This is a genomic window from Mycetocola tolaasinivorans (genome assembly GCF_003667565.1).
Taxonomy (GTDB): domain Bacteria; phylum Actinomycetota; class Actinomycetes; order Actinomycetales; family Microbacteriaceae; genus Mycetocola; species Mycetocola tolaasinivorans.
Window position 1 is genome coordinate 206972 of sequence record NZ_RCUX01000005.1, and the last position, 20063, is coordinate 227034.

Annotated in this window: 12 protein-coding genes; all 12 read left to right on the forward strand. The window is 68.3% G+C overall.

Annotation, left to right across the window (positions count from 1 at the left end):
• Positions 1-12 precede the first annotated feature (12 nt).
• The 12 genes from D9V32_RS07925 (at position 13) to D9V32_RS07975 (ending at position 20003) form a co-directional block, all read left to right on the forward strand.
• Positions 13-1008: an ABC transporter permease gene (locus D9V32_RS07925; RefSeq protein WP_121648361.1), complete on the forward strand. Its 996-nt coding sequence runs from the start codon at positions 13-15 to the stop codon at positions 1006-1008.
• The gene (locus D9V32_RS07930) at positions 1005-1907 is read left to right on the forward strand and encodes an ABC transporter permease (protein WP_121648362.1); all 903 of its coding nucleotides are present in this window, start codon (positions 1005-1007) and stop codon (positions 1905-1907) included. The genes D9V32_RS07925 and D9V32_RS07930 overlap by 4 nt, the downstream gene beginning before the upstream one ends.
• Positions 1904-3700, forward strand: coding sequence for an ABC transporter ATP-binding protein (locus D9V32_RS07935; RefSeq protein ID WP_121648363.1), 1797 nt, complete (start codon positions 1904-1906; stop codon positions 3698-3700). The genes D9V32_RS07930 and D9V32_RS07935 overlap by 4 nt, the downstream gene beginning before the upstream one ends.
• Complete coding sequence (locus D9V32_RS07940) at positions 3697-4686, forward strand: ROK family protein (RefSeq protein WP_245982175.1); 990 nt, start codon at positions 3697-3699, stop codon at positions 4684-4686. The genes D9V32_RS07935 and D9V32_RS07940 overlap by 4 nt, the downstream gene beginning before the upstream one ends.
• A 472-nt stretch (positions 4687-5158) precedes the next feature.
• A complete protein-coding gene (locus D9V32_RS16220; protein ID WP_183086230.1) occupies positions 5159-6418 on the forward strand; it encodes a hypothetical protein in 1260 nt (419 codons plus the stop codon).
• The gene (locus tag D9V32_RS07945) at positions 6399-7475 is read left to right on the forward strand and encodes an FHA domain-containing protein (RefSeq protein ID WP_183086231.1); all 1077 of its coding nucleotides are present in this window, start codon (positions 6399-6401) and stop codon (positions 7473-7475) included. The genes D9V32_RS16220 and D9V32_RS07945 overlap by 20 nt, the downstream gene beginning before the upstream one ends.
• Positions 7465-8883, forward strand: a complete 1419-nt coding sequence (locus D9V32_RS07950) for a serine/threonine-protein kinase (RefSeq protein ID WP_183086232.1) — start codon at positions 7465-7467, stop codon at positions 8881-8883. Before D9V32_RS07945 ends, D9V32_RS07950 begins: the two co-directional genes overlap by 11 nt.
• Before the next feature lie 46 nt (positions 8884-8929).
• Positions 8930-14872 carry an Ig-like domain-containing protein gene (locus D9V32_RS07955; protein ID WP_121648366.1) on the forward strand — a complete coding sequence of 1981 codons (5943 nt, stop codon included), beginning with the start codon at positions 8930-8932 and terminating at the stop codon, positions 14870-14872.
• A 20-nt stretch (positions 14873-14892) separates the two neighbouring features.
• Positions 14893-15858 (forward strand): AAA family ATPase, encoded by a 966-nt coding sequence (locus D9V32_RS07960; protein WP_121648452.1) that lies wholly within the window; start codon positions 14893-14895, stop codon positions 15856-15858.
• Entirely contained in the window at positions 15855-17294 is a 1440-nt protein-coding gene (locus tag D9V32_RS07965) for a DUF58 domain-containing protein (protein ID WP_121648367.1), read from the forward strand. The genes D9V32_RS07960 and D9V32_RS07965 overlap by 4 nt, the downstream gene beginning before the upstream one ends.
• On the forward strand, positions 17291-19696 hold the full coding sequence (locus D9V32_RS07970) for a transglutaminase TgpA family protein (RefSeq protein WP_121648368.1): 2406 nt from the start codon (positions 17291-17293) through the stop codon (positions 19694-19696). The genes D9V32_RS07965 and D9V32_RS07970 overlap by 4 nt, the downstream gene beginning before the upstream one ends.
• Positions 19650-20003, forward strand: a complete 354-nt coding sequence (locus D9V32_RS07975) for an FHA domain-containing protein (protein ID WP_147440430.1) — start codon at positions 19650-19652, stop codon at positions 20001-20003. The genes D9V32_RS07970 and D9V32_RS07975 overlap by 47 nt, the downstream gene beginning before the upstream one ends.
• Positions 20004-20063: the final 60 nt, after the last annotated feature.

A 20063-nucleotide genomic window follows, 5' to 3' on the forward strand; every position in this document is an offset into this window, starting at 1 on the left:
AACGGAAGCACCATGAGCACTCTGACAAAAACCAAGCGACCACGGGGAAACATCGGTACGTTCCTCGCGCGACGGATATTCCAATCCGTGATCGTGATCCTCATCGTCACGCTCATCGTGTTTTCACTGTTACACCTGGCGCTGCCCCAGGGCCCCGCACTCGGGGTCCTGGGTATGCAGGCCACACAGGAGCAGATCGATGCCTTCAACCACAAGAACGGCTTCGATCTGCCCCTGTGGCAGCAGTATCTGAACTTCCTGTGGCAGCTGCTGCACGGGGATCTCGGGGCCTCCTTCACCCTGAACAAGCCGGTGTCGGTGGCGATCGGCCAGCGCCTCCCGAAGACCATGGCGCTCGCCCTGATCGGCATGATCGTCGCCCTGATCGTGGCGATCCCGATGGGTATCTACCAGGCCACCCGCCGCGGTAAGGCCGGCGATGTGGCACTGACCGCGTGGAACTTCGTGATCTACTCCACGCCCTCCTTCTTCCTCGGACTGATCCTGGTGATCGTGTTCAGCCAGTGGCTGCGCTGGTTCCCCGCGCAGGCGCCCCAGGGCTCCACCGTGGGCGAGGTACTGTCAAACCCCGCGGGGCTCGTGCTCCCGGTGCTGACCATGGCTCTCGGCATCATCGCGACCTTCTCGCGCTACATGCGCTCGGCCACGATCGACAACCTCTCCGAGGACTACGTCCGCACCGCCCGCGCCAAGGGCACCTCGGTCACCGTCGTGGTGACCCGCCACGTGGTGCGCAACTCCCTGACCCCGGTCATCGCGATGCTCGGCTACTACCTGCCAGTGATGTTCGGCGGCATGATCGTGGTCGAATCGCTCTTCAACTATCCGGGTATGGGCCTGCTGTTCTGGAGCGCCGCGCAGACGTCGGACTACCCCGTGCTGCTCGGCTGCGTGCTGATCATCGCGATCGCCACCGTGGTGGGTTCGCTGCTCGCCGACCTCATCCAGGCCCTGCTTGACCCACGAACCAGAGGGGAACTCGCATGAGCGACGTCACCGCAACCCCGGCCGCGGCCTCCGCACCGCAGCCGCGCACCGCGAAGCCCGGCCGCCGGGCCCTCGCCCGCTTCACCTCGAACCGTCTGGCCGTGTTTGGCCTGATCGTGCTCGTGTTCTTCCTGCTGTTCTGCTTCCTCGGTCCGCTGTTTTACCAGACCGACCAGGTGCACACGAACCTCGCCGAGGCGTCGCTGCGGCCGGGGGAGCGGGGCCACCTGCTCGGCACCGATGACGTGGGGTATGACGTTCTTGGCCGCCTGATGATCGCCGGTCAGACCTCGATCATCATCGGTCTTGCGGCCGGAGTTCTGGCCACCCTGATCGGCTCCTTCTGGGGTGCCATTGCCGGCTACGTTGGCGGCTGGGTCGACTCGGTCATGATGCGCATCGTTGACGCCGGAATCGCGATCCCCGCAACCTTCCTGCTGCTGATCATCTCGACCATCGCCCGCCCGAGCGTGCCGCTGATGATCGTGGTGATCGGGCTCGTCTCCTGGCTGGTGCCCGCGCGTCTGGTGCGGGCCGAGTCCATCTCGCTGAAGTCCCGCGAGTACGTGCTCGCGATTCGCGCGATGGGTGGCACCCACAGCCGGGCGATCACCCGCCACATCATCCCCAACTCGGTGGGCACGATCATCGTCAACGCGACCTTCCAGGTGGCCGACGCGATCCTCCTCGTGGCCTACATCTCCTTCCTGGGCATGGGCGTGCAGAAGCCCGCGACCGACTGGGGCGCGATGCTCACCAGCGGTATCTCCTACACCTATGCCGGTGCGTGGTGGCTGATCCTGCCCGCCGGATTCTGCATCGTCCTGATCGTGGTTGCGTTCAACTGCATCGGTGACGGTCTGCGCGACTACTTCGACGTGAAGGGACGACTCAAGTGAGTTCCGAAACCACTCCGGCACGGGAGCCCGTGCTGGACATCACCGACCTCACGGTCGACTTCCACACCGATAACGGTGTGATCCCGGCCGTCAAGGGCATCTCGCTGACCCTGTATCCCGGCGAGGTGCTGGCCCTGGTGGGCGAGTCCGGTTCGGGAAAATCGGTCACCTCGATGGCCGTGCTGCGCCTGCTGCCCGGCACCGCGAAGGTGGGCGGCACCATCCGCTTTGCCGGGAAGGATCTGGCCACGCTCAGCGAGGCCAAGATGAACGGCGTGCGCGGCAAGGACATCGCGATGGTGTTCCAGGAGCCGATGACGGCCCTGAACCCCACGATGCGCATCGGTGATCAGATCACCGAGGTGCTGCTCAACCACGACATCTGCCCGAAGGACCGGGCGTGGGAGCGCGCCGTGGAACTGCTGGGCCGGGTGGGCATTCCCGAGCCCGAGCGCCGCGCCAAGGGGTACCCGCACGAGCTCTCCGGCGGTCAGCGTCAGCGCGTGGTCATCGCGATCGCGCTGGCCTGCAACCCCCGCATCATCATCGCCGACGAGCCCACCACGGCGCTCGATGTGACCGTGCAGGCCGAGATTCTCGACCTGATCCGCGGCCTCGCCGCCGAGTCGAACACCGCGTTCCTGCTGGTCACCCACAACATGGGTGTCGTGGCGGATGTGGCCGACCGCGTGGCCGTGATGTTCCGCGGAAACCTCGTGGAGGAGGGGCCCGCCGAGCGCGTGCTGCTCGCCCCCGAGGCGGACTACTCGCGCCGCCTGCTCGACGCCGTACCCAAGCTGCCCGAGGCGGCCTGGAGTGAAATCGCCGGTATCGAGGAGGGCGTGCCGGGTCAGGTGCTGCAGCTCGACGGTGCGCTTTCGATCACCGAGTCCGCCCCGATTGACGGCGCGGTGTCGGTGAGCGATGCCGAGTTCGCCCGCGCTCACGGCACCGATTCGGCCCTCGAACTGATCGACGCCACCGTGCAGTACACCCGGAAGGGCTCGACGTTTACCGCACTGGATGCGGTGAGCCTGACCATCGCCCGCGGCGAGATCGTGGGGCTCGTGGGGGAGTCGGGCTCGGGAAAGTCGACCCTCGGCCGCGCCGCCCTCGGGCTCGCGCCGCTGGCCGGCGGCACCGTCAATATCTTCGGCCAGCCGGTGCGCGATCGCGCGCTGCTCAACCGTCGCGAGCGTCAGGCCCGCGCACGCGTGGGCGTAATCTTCCAGGATCCGGGCTCCTCGCTCGACCCACGGATGACCATCGCCGACTGCATCGCCGAACCCCTCGTGGTGCACGGCTGGCAGGGGAAGCGTGCCTCCTCGGCGCTCCGCCGAAAGCGCGTGGCCGAGCTGCTCGACGCGGTGGAGCTGCCGCGTGACTTCGCCGATCGCTACCCGCACGAGCTTTCCGGTGGCCAGCGTCAGCGCGTGGGCCTCGCCCGCTCGATCGCGCTCGAGCCCGGCCTGATCATCGCCGATGAGCCCACCTCGGCGCTCGACGTATCGGTGCAGGCGAGCGTGCTCGCCGTGCTGCGAGAGCTGCAGGAGCGGTACGGATTCGCGTGCCTGTTCATCAGCCACGACCTCGCGGTGGTGCACGATATCGCGCACCGCGTGGCGGTCATGTATCGCGGCGGCATCGTCGAGGAGGGGCTGAGCTCCGACGTGCTGGTACGCCCGCAACACGAGTACAGCAAGCGCCTGCTCGCCTCGGCACCCTCGCCGGATCCGGTGGAGCAGGCCCGACGCCGGGCCGCCCGCGCGGTGCTCGCCGAGAGCGTCGCGTGAGCGCTGCGGTAGCCGCCTCGGGGGAGTCAACGGTGGTTGCGGGTGTCGACATTGGCGGCACCTCCACCCTGGTGGTCTTTGTGGATGAGCGCGGCAGCGTCATCGCCGAGCGCGGCGGGGAAACCCCCGCGCATGTGAGCGGCGAGGCGATGGTGCAGCTCGCTGTGGACCTCATCGCCGAGCTGACCGCCGAAACCGGGATGACCCCGGCGGCGGTCGGGATCGGTGCGGCCGGGGTCGTGGATCCGGTAGCCCGACGGATCGTCGCGGCGAGCACATCGTTTGTGGGCTGGGCCGGATACAGCGTCGGTGCGCACCTGGATCGTGCCCTCGGCGTTCCCAACTCGCTGGTCAACGACGTGAACGCGTTCCTGCTCGGAGAGGTGGCCTTCGGGGCCGCCCGCGGGCTCGACAACGCGGCCGGGATCACCCTCGGCACCGGTGTGGGCGGCGCGATCTACCTCGACGGCGCGCTCTGGGAGGGCCCCGAGGGGGCAGCCGGAGAACTCGGACACAGCCCGAGCTACGTCGTGCCGGGGCACGGCGAGGAGCCGTGTACCTGCGGGCAGTCGGCACACCTCGAATCGATCGCCTCGGGCCGCTCGATCGAGCGTCGATATCGCGCGCGTGCCGGCCAGATTGCCGCCGACCTCCCGGCGGGCGACGGCGCGGCACTCGCGACCCGTGCCCGCACTGGTGACGGCGCGGCGGCCCACGTCTTCGCCGAGGCCGGGCTCATGCTCGGCCAGGCCGCGGTGACCCTCGCCGCGACCCTGGACCTCGGCCACCTCGTGGTGGGCGGCGGCGTCAGTGGTGCCTGGGACCTCATCGAACCGGGTGTGCGCACCTACCTCGCCGAGCATCCGCCGGTGAGCGGCCGCACCCTCTCGGTGGTGCGGGCCGAGCGCGGATCGCACGCGGTCGCGCTGGGGGCGGCGAGTAGCGCGCGGGCGTTACTCACCGAGGATGCGCTGATCGCGAGCTAGCTCCGTCCGGCGTCCGTGAGGACCGTTCCTGGTAAACGGCGTCGCGTTATTCCCCTCACCGGGGGTGGCGCGACGCCGTTTGTCCGTTGCGCTGTCGTACCGGGGAGAACCCCCGGATCGCCGCAATTCCGGGGGTGAACGCGTGCCGTATGGGCTGTTGGCCGCTCTCAGGGAGGCGGTGCCCTGAATTCACGTGAGATCCCCTGTTTCGCGCGGCTAGAGTGACTCGGAGCACAACGCGAACGACTGGGGAAAAGGGGACGACCGCGTGGTTTCGATAGAGAAACGTGGCGTCGCGCCCTCCGGGCGTGACGTTCCCGAGGCAACCTCCGGAACCCACGATCCCAAGCGCCCGCTCCGGATGCAACCCCGGCCGAGCACCGTGCCAGGTTTGCCGAGTGCCCCGCAGATTTCCCCGAGCGCGCTGCTTTCCGGTGGTGATTCTCGTCCGGACTCGGCTGACGAGATGCTTATGACTGACGGATCAAACGCGGTCGATGAGGTGGCTCGCGTCGAGTTCGGGACCGCCGTCGAGAACAACGCCGAAACGGTAGCCGCCGACGCCCCAGAGGCGTTGAGCGCGGGGAAGAGCGAGGTTTTGAGCGCGGGGGAGAGCGAAGCCGAGGCCGAGGATGAGGGCGCGCCCGAGCTCGAGGCTCCCGTCGCCCCGGCACCGTTTGCGTTTGTTCTTGGTGCCGGTCAGCCCCCGGTACCGGAGCTCCCCACCCGGCGGTCGCGCCGACTCGCGTCCCAGCAGGGGCAGCCTCGGGTGGGTCAGTCCGCACGCACTCTGGGCGGTGCCGCGCGCACCCCGGTGCAGGCTTCGGCCGAGCGATTCTTCGGTGCGCTGAGCGCCTCCAAACCCGTTGATACGGCGGTGGAGCCGGATCCGGATGAGGTTCTCCCTGAGCCGGTTGCCGAGCCCGACTCCGAGGCTCTTGAAACGCCCGTCGCAGAATCGGCGGGGGCAGAACCGGCGGGGTCAGATCCGATCGCGAACACGGAACCGGATACCGAATCGGGTTCTGAGCCGGCAGCGAACCCGACTCTCAGTTTGCCCTCCGGCACGGAACCGGAATCGGAACCAGAACCAGACTTGGCCTCAGAATCGGAACCAGAACCAGACTTGGCCTCAGAATCGGAACCAGACCTGGCCCCGGAACCGGAACCAGACCTGGCCCCGGAACCGGAACCAGACCTGGCCCCGGAACCGGAACCAGACTTGGCCCCGCAATTGGTATCAGAACCAGCCCCGGCCGTTGCCGCCGATCCTCCTGCCGAACCACCATCCGACTCGGCCACGTCCGGTCCCACTCCGCGACGCAGGGTGAGAGCCTCGGCCCGTTTTTGGGTGGCGCTCGGCCTGGGCATCGCCGTGCTCGCCGCTGTCATCGCGGTATTCCTGATTCGTGCGGGTGGAGCCGAGGCTCTGGCCGCCCCGTTCACCACGCTGACGGATACCGAGGACGGATACACCCTGGCCTGGGAGGGCCCGGCGGTGTCGTACTCCGTTCTAATCACCGACGCATCGGGAGTGTACGCGAGCGAGTATGCCGTGGGCATGACCGATACGCGAGAACTCACGATTCCGCGGGATGAGGTGGGGGCAGCCCCCTGCTTCATCGTTGTACCCGCGGAACTCCAGCCCGATCTGGATCCCACCGCGGACGGGGAAACCCTCGCGCGGCAGGGTGCCAGCCGGATCTGCCCCGATGCGTTCTCCGCAGCGTGATGCACGGGCCCTGGCCGCGGCGGATACCGCGGCCCAGCAGCATGCCCGCGGCGCGTCTTCGCGCAGCGCACTCGGAGACCGCCACATGACGCTCATGCGTCTCGGCCGGGAGGAACCCGCCGAACTACACCTGCATCGCGATCACACCGGTGCGGAGGCCTTCTTGCTGTCGTCCCGCGACGCCTCCACGATCCAGATCGGTGTCGGAGAAGCACTCATTATCCGGATCCTCGATGCCTCCGGCAACCGGTATGAGCGCACCGCGGATGACGATCTTCCCGCTCTCTTCCGCGACGTCCTGAGCGTAGAGATTCTTCGCGCTGATCCCGCAACCCCGAACCCGGTCACGACACCCGCGGACGACACGGTGCTGCGGGCAGCGGTCACGACGCCCGCGGACGATACCGTTCTGTGTTTCCCGGCACCGCCCGCGTCGGAAGACCCCGATGCCACCGTCCTCGGTTCGCGATTTTGGGCCGCCGGTGTCGTCGTTCGTGAGGAGTCGCGCGGGGTCACCCGAGTGGCGGCACCTCCGGCATCGACGGCACCGCGTCAGAGCTCAGTGATCGTTCCCGATGAGGCCACCATTTTGCGCCCCCGGGCGGGAACGGCGGAGCCCTCGGCGGTTACTCCGTCACCCGTCCCCGTCTCGATGCCGGGTGAGGACGAGCCCGGCTTCACCGACACGCTGGCCGCGCGAGAGCTCACGCTGACCGTAGACTCGGCGGGCCAAAGGCAGCGGTTCCACTTTGCCGAGACGGCGATTATCGGTCGTGCTCCGAGCCGGCCCCGGGACCCCGCCCTGCGCGACGCCGTGCTGGTATCGGTGGCAGCGCGCAGCATGGGAATTTCGGCAAACCACGTGCGCCTGCGGCGAGAGGGACCGCACGTCATGGTGCGCGACCTCGGCACCGGCAATGGCACGCGCATCGTCCCCGTACTCGGTGACCCCTATCGCCTGCGCGGCGATGAGGAGATCCCGCTGCCGGCGGGCGCGCGGGTGGATCTCGGCGAGGACACCACGCTGTGGATCGGGGCGGATGCGAATGGTGCGTAGGCTCCCCGCTCCACCTCCCGCGCTTCCGGGGTATACCTACCTGCGCTCGTTGGGCGTGGGCGGCTTCGCCGACGTTTACCTGTACGAGCAGTCGCTTCCGCGGCGGCAGGTGGCGGTAAAGGTGCTGCTCCCCGGGCTGTCTGATGAGGCCATGCGCCGCATGTTCCTGACCGAGACGACGCTCATGGCGCAGCTCTCCGCGCACCCCGCCGTCCTCACCGTGTACGAGGCAAACGTCGCCTCTGATGGCCGGCCCTACCTGGTGATGGAGCACTGCCCGAGCGGATACGGCGAGCGTTTTCGTGCGGAGCCGCTGGCCCTGGATGAAGTGTTGGCCACGGCTATTGCCACCGGCGGAGTGCTCGAAACCGCGCATCGCAGCGGCATCCTGCATCGCGACATCAAACCCGCAAACATCCTGACCACGGCGTACGGAAAACCCGTGGTCGCAGATTTTGGTATCTCCTCGACCGTGGCCCAGTCCGAGGGCGGACACACCGTGGGGCTGTCGATTCCGTGGTCGGCTCCCGAGATTGTGTCGGGTCACACCACCGGAACCGTGCGCAGCGAGGTCTGGGGGTACGCCGCCACCGTGTACGCGCTGCTCGCCGGGCGTTCCCCGTTTGAGATTCCGGGACGGGACAACTCCGGCAACGCGATCGCGAAGCGTCTCCTCTCGGGATCCCGGGTGGCGAGGATCGATCGATCCGACGTGCCCGAGGCCCTGCACCGGGCGCTGGCGCGGTCGCTCAGTAAGGATCCCCGGTCTCGGCCCGACAGTGTTCTCGATCTGCTGCGCACCCTTCAGCTCGTGGAGGCCGAGCTGGGGCTCCGACCGAGCCCGGTGGATATTCTGCGCACCCAGGTGATCGATTCGGAACGGTTCGAACGCGAGGCCCGTGCCGTGCCCGCACCGTCCGCGGGCGAGACGGTGCCGCGCCGAACGCGGAGGGCGCCGGCGCGCGTCACCTCGAAGCGTCTCGAGACCACCGGAAGCCTGCTCTCCGAAAGCGCGCTCACGCACACGGTGCTGCGGGCACCCGCCGCCGCGCGTCGACGCCCGAGAGGGTGGCTGATCGCGCTCATCACGGCATCGATTCTCGCGCTCGGTGGCGGGGCAGCGCTGTACGCGGCCACCCGGACGCCGGCCGAGATTCCCACCGTGAACGGCATCACCATTTCGGGAACCGCAGACACCCTGCACTTCACCTGGCCAACGGAAATGCTCGCCTCCGGCGACGACTTCCTGGTGCGGGTGGACGGCGGAGTGGGGTTGCGTCAGCGCACCGGAACCCTGAATCTTTCCCGCGCGGAGTACCCGCCGCGGGTGTGCATCACGGTCAGCGTGGTGCGCGATGGAGACACCGGCCCGGCGAGCCGTGCGGTCTGTGCCCGAGGGGCCGAGTAGGGCGAATTCAGATGAGACGAAACCGAGTGATACGGAGGGGTACGTGATGCGTGCGGGAAAGCGGCAGTCCGAGGCGGGTACCCGCCGTCGATCGGTGGTGCTCTCCGTGCTGTCTACGCTCACGGTTGCGGGGCTGGTAATCGGGATCGCCGTCTTCGGCCAGGGATTTGACCGCCTCGCTCCGCGGCTGGAAAGCGGGTCCGTCTGGGTGGCAAACGGCGCCCGTGCCCTGGTGGGACAGGCCAATACCGAAATCGGCCGGTTGAACTCGGCCCTGGCGACCACGCCCGGGGACACCCGGATCCTGCAGGGCCCCACCCGGGTCACCCTCCACAACGGTGCGGAAAACACCCTCACGGTGCTCGATCCGGCGCTCGCCACCGTGCGTGAAACGGTGCCGCTGCCCGCGGGAAACCCGCGCGTGGTGGAGGCCGGGGAGTCCCTGCTGATCCACGTGCCGGAGAGCGGGGATGTGTGGCGCACCTCGATCGAGGAACTGAGCGGTTTTCGCGCCGATTCGGCCCCGGAAATGAACATCGGGGTGGATGCCGTCCTGAGCGCCGACGCCGACGGAAACTACGCGGGATACAGCCCGAAGAGCGGCCAGCTCGTCACCGGATCCCTGAGTGGGGGTTCGGCCCCGCAGACGAGGTCGATTCCGTTTTCCGAACCGCCCACCGACCCGCTGATCAGCCTGATCGGTGGTCGGGCCGTGATCCTCAGCCCGGGAGGCGCGGAGGGCACCGCCGATGCGGCCTCCACCGGGGAGCTGTGGGCCGGGGAGCACCTGATCCCCCTGCGCGGGCTGGGCAGCGATGCCCGGACCGCGCGAATCCTCGCCCCGAGCGTTGACGCCCCGCGCCTGCTGATCGCGACGGAGGACGGGGTGCTCGCCGTGAGTCCGGGCGCGCAGAGCGCGGTACCGGTGTATGCCGGGCCCGAGGTGTCGGGGCAGCCCGCGATCCCGGTGCGCGTCGAGGGGTGTGACTACCTGGTGTGGTCGGGAGGTCAGGCGCTGCGTGCCTGCGGCGATAACGCGCTGGCCGCGTTCACGCTGACGGGAACCTCCGCCGCGAACGTTCCGCTGATCGCGGTGAACGCGGGCTCCGTGGTGGCAAATGATCCCCTGACCGGGGCCACCTGGGAGCTGCGCCGCGAGGGCAAGTCGATCAACAACTGGGTCGACTTCACCGATGACCAGGTGTCCGACGCGTCCCGGGAAAATGAGCGGGATGTGCCGCCGGAAACCGAAACCCTGCAGAAACCACCGATCGCCGAGGACGATTCGTTTGGTGTGCGCGCCGGCCGAGGAAACGTTCTCCCCGTGCTGCTGAACGACAGCGATCCCAACGGTGACCCGCTACTCATCAGCGCCGTCACGGAAATTGACCGCGAGGTGGGGCGGCTCAGCATCATCGAAAACGCCCAGAAGATCCAGTTCACCCCCGGGCCGGAGATGCCCACCGAACTGCGGTTCGGATACACGATCGATGACGGCTTCGGGAACTCCGACTCCGCAACCGTCACCCTCACGCTGCGGGCCCCCGGGGAAAACTCGCCGCCGGTTCAGGTACGCCAGACCCGCACCTCGGTGGCCGAGGCGGGCACCGCGCGGCTGTCGATCCTCGACGACTGGATCGATCCGGACTCCGATCCGATGTACCTGGCCCATGCGAGCACCGGTGAACCCGACACCGTTACCCATTCGCCCGACGGGGTCGCGCGTTTTAGCGAGGGCGGTGGGATAGGGGAGACCCGCACCATCGCGGTGTCGGTGTCCGACGGTGTTTCCCTCGGAACGGGGGCGGCCAGCGTGAGCGTGGGTGCCCCCGGAACCGTGCCGCTCATTGCCGAGTCCTTCACCGCCGTGGGCTATGCGCAGCAGGATATTTCGGTCAGTGTGCTGGACAGCGTGCGCGGTGGCACCGGCCGAGTTTCGCTCACCGGGGTGTCTTCGGAGGGGAACGAGGGTACGGTGCGGATCACCCCGGACTATGCCTCGGGAACCTTCACCCTGGCGGCGTCCCGACCCGGTAACTTCCGGGCCGAATACTCGGTGACCGACGGTAACCTCAACGCCGCGGGCATCGTACGGTTCGCGATCATGCCGAGCCCCGAGGGGGAGAGCACCCCGGTGACGGTGCCGGTTACCTCCTTCCTCTATCTGCAAAACACCACACTGGTTGATGTTCTGGCCCCGGCGAGCGATCCCGCTGGCGGTGTTCTCACGCTCTCCGCGGTGGAGGCACCGCCCGAGGGATCGGGCATCACCATCGAGGTTTTGGAACACCGGATGCTCCGGGTCACGTTGAAGTCCGGACTGGGCGGTGCCCCGGTTCCGATCGGCTTCACGGTGTCAAACGGCACGACCAGCGCAGAGGGCGTACTGACCCTCGTGGAGGTTCCGGAACCCGATCGGCTTCAGCCTCCCGTCGCGCAGCCGGATGCGGCGGAGGTGCGGGTCGGGACCGTGGTGGAAATCCCGGTACTCGACAACGATGTGCAGCCAAATGGAAAACCCCTCACCCTGTCCGACACCCTCTCGGAGGGGCTGGCCGCGGGCGAGGGCACCCTCTTCGTTGACGGGGATCGTCTGCGGTATCTGGCTCCGCAGACCCCGGGCACCTACGTGGCACGCTATCGGGTGAGCAGCACCGACGGCCAGTGGGCCGAGGCACCGGTGACGCTGACCGTGCGCGAGGTGGATGCCGCCCACAACCGACCACCGGTGCCGCGCACGGTGACGGCGCGAGCCGTTGCCGGCAAAACCGTGACGATTCCCATCCCGCTGGATGGAATTGACCCGGATGGCGATGCCGTCACCCTGAGCGGGGTGTCCACGAATCCGGCGCTGGGTGCCGTATCCGGTGTCGGCCGGGACACCATCGAATACACCGCCGGCGCATTCTCCGGCGGCACCGACACCCTCGAATACGGGGTCGTGGACGCCCTGGGGGCTGCGGGAACCGGCACCATCAGGATCGGGGTTCTGCCGGCCGGAGCGGACGCGGGAAACCCGATCGCGATGGACGACCTGGTGGCCACCCGCCCGGGAACCAGCCTGAGCGTACCCATTCTCGATAACGACTCGGATCCGGAGCGCGGCGAGCTGAGCCTCGTGTCGATCGAACCGGGCCCCGGAGTCTCCGCCGAGATTCGGGGAAATCAGGTGGCGCTCGAGGCACCCAGGATGCCCGGATCCTATGGCATCCTCTACACGGTCACCAACGCGCGCGGCGGGCAGAGCAGCGCCTGGCTGTACGTGCAGGTGGCCGAGGATGCGCCGCTGGCACGCCCCCGAGCCCGAGACATCGTGCTGTCCGCGCAGGACACCATCGGTCGGGAGCGCGTGCTCGTTGACCCGCTCAAACTCGTGACGTTCACCGAGGGCACGACCCGGGATCTCACCCTCGGTATTGAGCCGGGCTTCCCGGACGCCGTGGTCACCGAGGCGGGGCGGATCGAGGTCGCGGTGGAGAAGCAGGCACGAATCATTCCCTTCCGGGTCTCGCGCAACGATTCCCCCGAGCTCTTTAGCCTGGCTTTTATCTGGGTACCGGGAAATAGCGAGACCCGTCCCGAGCTGCGCCGCGATGCGCAACCGCTGCGCGTGGCCAGCGGGGAAACGCTGCGTATCCGGCTGCAGGACCACGTGGTGGTGGCGCGCGGTCGGACGCCCACGCTCAGCGATCCGGACGGCGTGAGCGCCAATAACTCAAACGGGCAGCGCCTCGCGAGCGGAGATAACACCCTGGTATTTGTGTCGGCGCCGGGATACTTTGGCCCGGCATCGATCACGTTTACCGTCACCGATGGAACCGACCGGCTGGGAAGCAGCGCAACCCTCACCCTCCCCATCGAGGTGACGCCCCTCGAGGCGCAGCCGGCGATCCTGACGGCGAGCGCCCTCGGCCTGGAAGCGGGCAGCGAGCGCGTCCTTGACCTGCAGGCACTCACCGATATTGCCGATTCCACGCAGCGCTCCCGCCTCGCGTACACGGCGGTGTCGGCGGATCGCGCGGTCGTGGACGCCGAGGTGTCCGGATCTGAGCTCACCCTGCGTGTGCCCGAGGGGGTGCGCAGTGGTGCCCAGACCACGGTACAGCTGTCGGTGCGTTCCGGCCGGCTGGAGGGTGTTCCCGCGGTGCTCACGGTGCAGATTGTGAGTTCGACGCGTCCGCTGGTCTCGCCGATTCCGGATTCCCTCGTTGTGCGCCGCGGGGGTTCGGCCTCGGTGTTTGTCCTCGACAACGATGAGGCCACCAACCCGTTCCCGGGCACCCCGCTGCGGGTGGTCTCGGTGGGGGAGGGCGTTGTGCTTCCGCCGGGGATCCGGCTGTCCACCAGCGGCGATAAGCGCCGCGTGAGCGTGAGCGTGAGCGTTGACCGGACCGCCCGGACGGGCGACCTGACGGTGCCCTACCGGGTGGTGGACTCCACCGATGATCCCCAGCGGATCGCGACCGGATACATCAGCGTTCGGATCCAAGATGTTCCGGACGCCCCGGGGCGTCCGCAGCCTGTCTCCACCGATGTGGGGTCAGCCTCCGCGGTACTCGCGATTCCCCACGCCTATCCGAACCACTCGGAGATCACGGCGTATCGGGTGGTGTCGGCGGACGGCTCCGTGCAGGCGGAGTGTGGCAACCCGGGCTCCTGTGTGGTGCGCGGCTTGCAGTTCGGGGTGGACTACCGGTTCCGTGCGCAGGCGGTCAACGCGCTGGGTGCGGGAAACCTCGGCGAGCTCGGCGGCGTCGTGGTCGTGGACGGCACCCCGAATGCTCCCTCCGGCGTCAAACTCGTGGCCGCTGCCGAGGAGCATCGGCCGCGTCTGGTGGCCAGCTGGACGGCCGGTTCCGGCGGAAGCCCGGGGTCCACGATCGAGTCCTATGAGGTGCGAATCAGCGGCCCCGGTGTCGAGTATTCGCGGGTTGTGGGTGCCCGGGTGAGCACGGTAGACATCGTCGACGGTGTGCGAGCGGCGGCAAACTACACGGTTTCCGTGACCGCGCGCAACCGAACGAAGACGGGCCCGCCCGCCCGTGCCGAGGCCGTGGCCGTGGGGCCACCGCTCCTCGGCGAGGTCACCGCCGAACTCTCTGCGGATACCCCGGATTCACCGGCCACGATTTCCTGGACCGGTGCCGATGGGCAGGGGTCTTCGCGGATGCGCGTGAAGGTGTGGCGACACGATGTTGACCTCGTCGTGTGTGAGCGTGAGGTGAGCGCCGGCAGCGGAGGCTGTGTGGACAATACCGGCATCGTGGGTGCGAGCTACGCGGTGGAGATCTCCAACGGCCTGTTCACGACCCGGGTCGATTCCAATCGTATTCAGCCGAGCACACCGAGCATTCTCGGTGCCTGGGTGAGCGGGGTGGTGGCCGATTCTGGGGACATGCACATCGACATCAGCGGCGTCTATACGGATAGCCCGCTGGGCGCGTTCGACATTACGTATGTGCTGCGAACTGACGCCGGTGAAACGGAGCGGCGGGAGCTTTCCGGGCTCATCCGGCCGACACCCGAGATGTTCGGTTCGCGCGTGGAGGTGGGCCTGCGGGCCTGCCGCGGTGAGGGCTTTGAAACCTGCGGTGCGGAGTACGTGGCCGGACCGACGATCACCCCGCTGCGCACCCGCGTCGAGGTGCTGAGCTGCCCCGCTCCCGGGAGCATTCCGCAGCTGCGAGCACCGGAAAACGGCAGCATCACTTCGGTGCTTGAGGTGCGCTACTACGCGAGCTCGGCCGCTGGAGTCCAGCCCCTGGGGCCCTGGCAGCCCGCCGACACCCCGGTGCCCGAGGTGCCCGAGGATGCCGACGCGGTCCGGGTCTCCGCCCGCGCAACCATTCGTGGCCAGACCTTCACCCCGTCACTTCCGCCCGAGGCCTCGTGTGCGACCGGGGAGGGCTTTGGGGCGACGCGCATCACGGACACCTGGCCGGCGTCCATCCGTCAGATCATCAGCACGAGAGAAAGAGCACAACCGTGAACGAATCATCGAATGTCGCGATGACCAGCGAGCAGGCCGCCTGGTTCGCCCAGAACTTTGAGCGCCTGGTGGAAAACGTCGAGGGTGTGGTGCTGGGAAAGAACCACGTCCTGCGCCTGGCGTTCACCACGATGCTCAGCGGCGGCCACCTGCTGCTCGAGGATGCTCCGGGCACCGGAAAGACCTCGCTTGCGCGCGCGATCGCACAGACCGTGGACGGCACGAGTAGCCGCATTCAGTTCACCCCCGATCTTCTTCCGGGGGACGTCACCGGCATGAGCATGTACGACCAGGGACGCGGAGTGTTCGAGTTTCATCCCGGCCCGATCTTTGCCAACGTGTGCCTCGCCGATGAGATTAACCGCGCCTCGCCGAAGACCCAGTCGGCCCTGCTCGAGGTGATGGAGGAATCCCGGGTGACCGTGGACGGGGAGTCCCACCGCGTGCCAACGCCGTTCATGACCATCGCCACACAGAACCCGATCGAGCAGGCCGGAACGTATCGTCTGCCCGAGGCACAGCTGGATCGATTCATGATGAAGACCTCGCTGGGATATCCGGACGCCGCCTCGACCCTGCGGATCCTCGAGGGCGTGCGGGTGAGTGCTCACCACCGCGAAATCCCGGCGATCCTCGGCCTGGACACCCTCACCCAGATGATCGACACCGCCAAGCTGGTACACACTGAGCCGGCACTGCGCGACTACCTGGCCCGCCTCGTTGATGCCACCCGGCGTGCGCCCGAGGTTCGGCTCGGCGTGAGCATTCGCGGTGCGCTTGCGCTACTGCGTGCGGCGATGACCTGGGCGGCCGCTCACGGTCGCACCCACGTGCTTCCGGACGATATCAAGCTCCTCGCCGAGCCCGTGCTGGCCCATCGGCTGATTCTCGATCCGGAGGCCGAGTTTGACGGGGTCACGGGCAATAGCGTGATTGCGCGTGCGCTGCTCGAAGTGGCACCACCCGCGGAACGAGCCGCGGGGTGAGGGCCATCGCCCGCGTCCCCCGTTCGTCACGGCACGGCGATCGCACCGACCGCTCGCGTACGGCGGGTGCCGCACCCGCCGGAACGACAACCCGGACCGCCACCTACGGACACGGCACCACCGAGCTCGCCTCGGGTTGGCGGGCCAGCTCGCGTTCCCCCTGGGCGAGAGGCGCGCGTCGCCTGCGTCGCTGGGGGCGTCGCCGCGTTCGCCACGTTCGCCGCGTCACCACCCCGCTGGGGTGGACGGTGCTCCTCTCCGCCGCGCTGAGCCTTCCGGCCGGTGCGTTCCTGGGGTGGGTCGAGCTCGTCACCATCGGTGCCGTGCTCTGGGCGGTGGCGCTCATCTCGGCGCTGTTTTTGCTGGGCGCGCCGGGCTACGAGGTGGACATGGAGGTGACCCGCACGCGCACCACCGTCGGCGAAGCGGTGCCCGGGATACTGCGCCTGCGCCGGCGCCGACGCGGTGCCCTGTGGGGTGCCGGCGTCGAGATCGTAATTGGCGGCGAGAGCGTGCCGTTGCCCACGCCCGCTCGGCGAGGCGCGGGCACGGCCGAGAGCGCGTTTGAGGTGCCGGCGCGACACCGCGGCGTGGTGCAGGTCGGCCCGGTACGCACGGTGCGCGGAGACCCGGTGGGTCTCTTTCGGCGCACCCTGGAGTGGACGGAATCGGTGAATATTTTTGTACATCCCGAGATCATCTCGGTGCCGAGCATGAGCGCGGGGTTTGTGCGCGATCTGGAGGGTAGCCCGACCCGGGATCTCACCGCGAGCGACATCTCATTTCAATCCCTGCGCGACTACCGCGCGGGTGATGATCGCCGGCACATTCACTGGAAGGCGACCGCGCGCGTGGGGACGCTCACGGTGCGCCAGTTTGAGGAAACCCGGCGCAGCCACATCGTGGTGGCACTCGCGAGCGCGCTCGGTGACTATTCCTCCGGGGCGGAGTTTGAACTCGCGGTGAGCGCGGCGGGCTCGATCGCGATGCGCGCCCTGCGTGATGGGCGGGACGTCTCGGTCCTCGCCGGCCCTCCCACGGCATCCATCGGTGAGGAGCCCGCACGCTCGGCATCCGCCGGTGAGGAGTCCGTGCGCGCGGTGTCGGTGTTGAACACGCGGGGCCGCGATCCGCTGCTCGATGATCTGAGCGAACGGGAGTGGGGCGATACCCCGCGTGGGCTGGGTGAGCTGGCGATGCTCGCGGCGGAGTCGATTCCCGGAATGTCGCTGATCTTCCTGGTGTGTGGGTCGACTCCCAATCTGCGTGAGCTGCGCTCGTGGTCGCTACGGTTTCCGCTCGGAACCTCGGTGGTCGCGGTGATCTGTGCGCCCGAACAGCCCCCGCGGATGCGGCGTATCCAGGAACTCCGCGTTGTTGATATCGGGTATCTCGGGGATATTCGGGATGCCCTGACCCGGGCGGCACGCGTATGAGCCGGCAGTCGCGCGATTTTTCGCGCTCTTCTCGTACGCCCGCTGCCTCCGAGCACCGCACCCACGGTGCCGAGGGGATCCTGCTGACCCTGCTGGTGCTGGCCGCGGCGACGCCGCTGTGGTCGCTCTATGCCGACCCCGCGATCCTCCGGCTCGTGGGTGTTTCCGCCGCGGTCGCGCTCGGACTGGGTATGCTGGCCCGGGTCGGCCGCTGGCCGGGGGCCGTGGTGATCGCCGTATCCGCGATCGTTCTCATCGTGCTGGCGGTACCCCTCGGGGTGCCCAGCCGGGCAGAATTCGGTGTCGTGCCGACGGTGGATGGGCTGCGCGAGGCGGCCTGGGCCGCGGTGGCGGGCTGGAAACAGATTGTCACCGTCGAACCGCCGCTGGGCACATATCGCGGGGTGTTGGTACCCGCGCTGATCGTGGTGTTTGGGTGCGCGATGGCCGCGCACTGGCTCCTTGATCGCACGAGATCACGCGGGTGGAGCCTTCTCCCGGTGGTGGTAATCCTCGGCTTTGGCATCGCGATGGGGCCGAGTGATCCGCCCCTCACGGTCGCGAGCGGCATCGCCCTCGCGGGCTGCGGGCTGCTCTGGGGCACCCTGCTGACCCTCGGGGTGTTTGCGCGCGCCCGCGGGGATGCTCCGACGCGAGGCGGATTCGCCGCCCGGTCGAGCAGGGGGATGTCCGCACTCCTGGTGGTGGGTATCGCCGCGTCAGCCGGGCTCGCTGCGGGCATCGCCGTGGAGCCCCGGCTCGATCGAGAGGTGGCGCGCACCCGGGTCGTCGCACCGTTTGACCCGCGGCAGTTTGTGAGCCCGCTCGTTGCCTACCGAAACTCGGTAACCTCGCCGGCCAACGCGCAGACGCAGCTGGAAATCGAGGGGGTTCCCGCGGGCACCCGGGTGCGGCTCGCAACCCTGGACGACTACGACGGCCAGGTGTTTTCCAGCGGGGCCGGAGCATCCGAAACCGAGTCGGCAGCGGGTGCGGGCAGCTACCGGCAGGTACCCGTCCGGATGAGCGATCCCGAACCCGGAGACCCGGTATCGGTGCGCATCACCGTCCGCGAGTTGAGCGGGGTGTGGTTGCCGATCGTGGGTTCCCCACGCAGCGTCGCCTTTGCCGACATCGACCGTGCCGAACACTTCTACTACAACGGGCCGGCGAACGCCGCCGCGCTGGCGGAGGGAATCACCCCCGGTCTCACCTACTCCCTCGAGACCGTCCTCCCTGAGGACCTCGACGACGGCGCGCTGGCGGGGCTGCGGCCGGGTACCGCACTTCAATCGGATGCGCCGGTAAGCCCGGCGCTGCTGGAACAGGCGGCCGAGGGTTTCGCCCCGACCTGGCTCACCCCGGGGGAACGGCTTCTGGAGATCACACGCTGGCTGCGCAGCGGCTACATCAGCCACTCGGGCGAGGGGGAGCCCTTTACCCGGCCCGGGCACTCTGCCGGGCGGCTCAACGTTCTGGCGGAGAGCGCGCCCCTGATGGGCGATGCCGAGCAGTATTCCACCGCCCTCGCCGTGCTCGCCCGCGGCATCGGTTTTCCCTCCCGCGTGGTACTGGGGTACGTGGCGAATAGCGAGCGCATCCTCGGGGATGATTTGACGGCCTGGACCGAGGTGCAGGACGCCTCGGGACGCTGGATCGGGATCGATCCGGTGCCGCTCGTGCGCGAGATCCCGCCGGATGAGGAGACCCCGGTGGAGGCGCAGCCCCAGCCGGAAACAGTGCTGCCTCCACCCCCGGCGATCATCGAGGACCCCCTCGATTCCCGGGCCACGGATGATGAGGGCACCCCGGAGGAAGAGGAACCCGCCGAGTGGCTGGCCACGCTGCTGGCGATCTGGCACGGCGGGTGGCCGGTTCTCCTCGCCGCCGTGATCCTGTTCCTGCCGCTGTGGGGGCTGGCGCTCGTGAGGGGTGTTCGCCGCCGTCGCCGACGGCGACGTGACCGGGCACGACGCACGCTCGTCGGCGGCTGGAACGAGGTGCGCGACGCGCTGATCGATCGGGGCACCGATGTCCCCGTCTCGGCGACGCGTTTCGAGACCGTTCGGGCATGGTCTAGCGCGGATCCCCGGGCGACTCCGGAAACGGCGGTGCGCGTCTCGGTACTCGCCGAACGGGCGAACGCGGCGGAGTTTGCCCGCGACCAGGTCTCGACGGCGGAGGTTTCGGCCTATTGGGCCGAGCTCAGGCAGGAGTTGCGCGCGCTTTCTGCGGGGGAGGGGCCATGGGCCCGGTTCCGGAGATTCCTGACCGCGCGCTCGATCCGCGACAGCATTGCAGACCGGTGGGCTGGCACTCGCCCCGCCACGAACCACGAGATGAGAGGAAATAACCATGGAAGCTCGGCATCGCGTCATTCTGGACAGCGGCGAGCGTTTTGATGTGGCGCGGCCGACCGTGCTCGGTCGGGGGCCGGAGGGCCACGGGCTCACCGAGTCGATCGACAACGAGCAGGATCCGCAACTGATTCGGGTGGATGACCCGGATCGCTCGATCTCGCGCACACACCTGATTCTCGGTGTCTACGACGGCGAGCTGTGGGCCGCCGATACGGCCTCGGGCAATGGCAGCGTTCTCGTGTATCCGGATGGCAACAGCTACCCGATGGCGGCCTGGACCCGCTACGTGGTGGACCCCGGTTCAACCATTCGGTTTGGAGATCGCTGGTTGCAGTCCGAGCCGCTCTAGCCCCGCACACACGCCGGGTGCATAAACACACAGTGGCCCGCCGGAAAACCGGCGGGCCAC

What these genes read in the sequence shown, in the direction of transcription:
- D9V32_RS07930 (WP_121648362.1), top strand. Translation starts at nt 1,005, where the DNA reads ATGAGCGACGTCACCGCAACCCCGGCCGCGGCCTCCGCACCGCAGCCG.
- D9V32_RS07960 (WP_121648452.1), top strand. Translation starts at nt 14,893, where the DNA reads ATGACCAGCGAGCAGGCCGCCTGGTTCGCCCAGAACTTTGAGCGCCTG.
- D9V32_RS07975 (WP_147440430.1), top strand. Translation starts at nt 19,650, where the DNA reads ATGGAAGCTCGGCATCGCGTCATTCTGGACAGCGGCGAGCGTTTTGAT.
- D9V32_RS07970 (WP_121648368.1), top strand. Translation starts at nt 17,291, where the DNA reads ATGAGCCGGCAGTCGCGCGATTTTTCGCGCTCTTCTCGTACGCCCGCT.
- D9V32_RS07945 (WP_183086231.1), top strand. Translation starts at nt 6,399, where the DNA reads ATGCGTTCTCCGCAGCGTGATGCACGGGCCCTGGCCGCGGCGGATACC.
- D9V32_RS07925 (WP_121648361.1), top strand. Translation starts at nt 13, where the DNA reads ATGAGCACTCTGACAAAAACCAAGCGACCACGGGGAAACATCGGTACG.
- D9V32_RS07955 (WP_121648366.1), top strand. Translation starts at nt 8,930, where the DNA reads ATGCGTGCGGGAAAGCGGCAGTCCGAGGCGGGTACCCGCCGTCGATCG.
- D9V32_RS07950 (WP_183086232.1), top strand. Translation starts at nt 7,465, where the DNA reads ATGGTGCGTAGGCTCCCCGCTCCACCTCCCGCGCTTCCGGGGTATACC.
- D9V32_RS16220 (WP_183086230.1), top strand. Translation starts at nt 5,159, where the DNA reads ATGACTGACGGATCAAACGCGGTCGATGAGGTGGCTCGCGTCGAGTTC.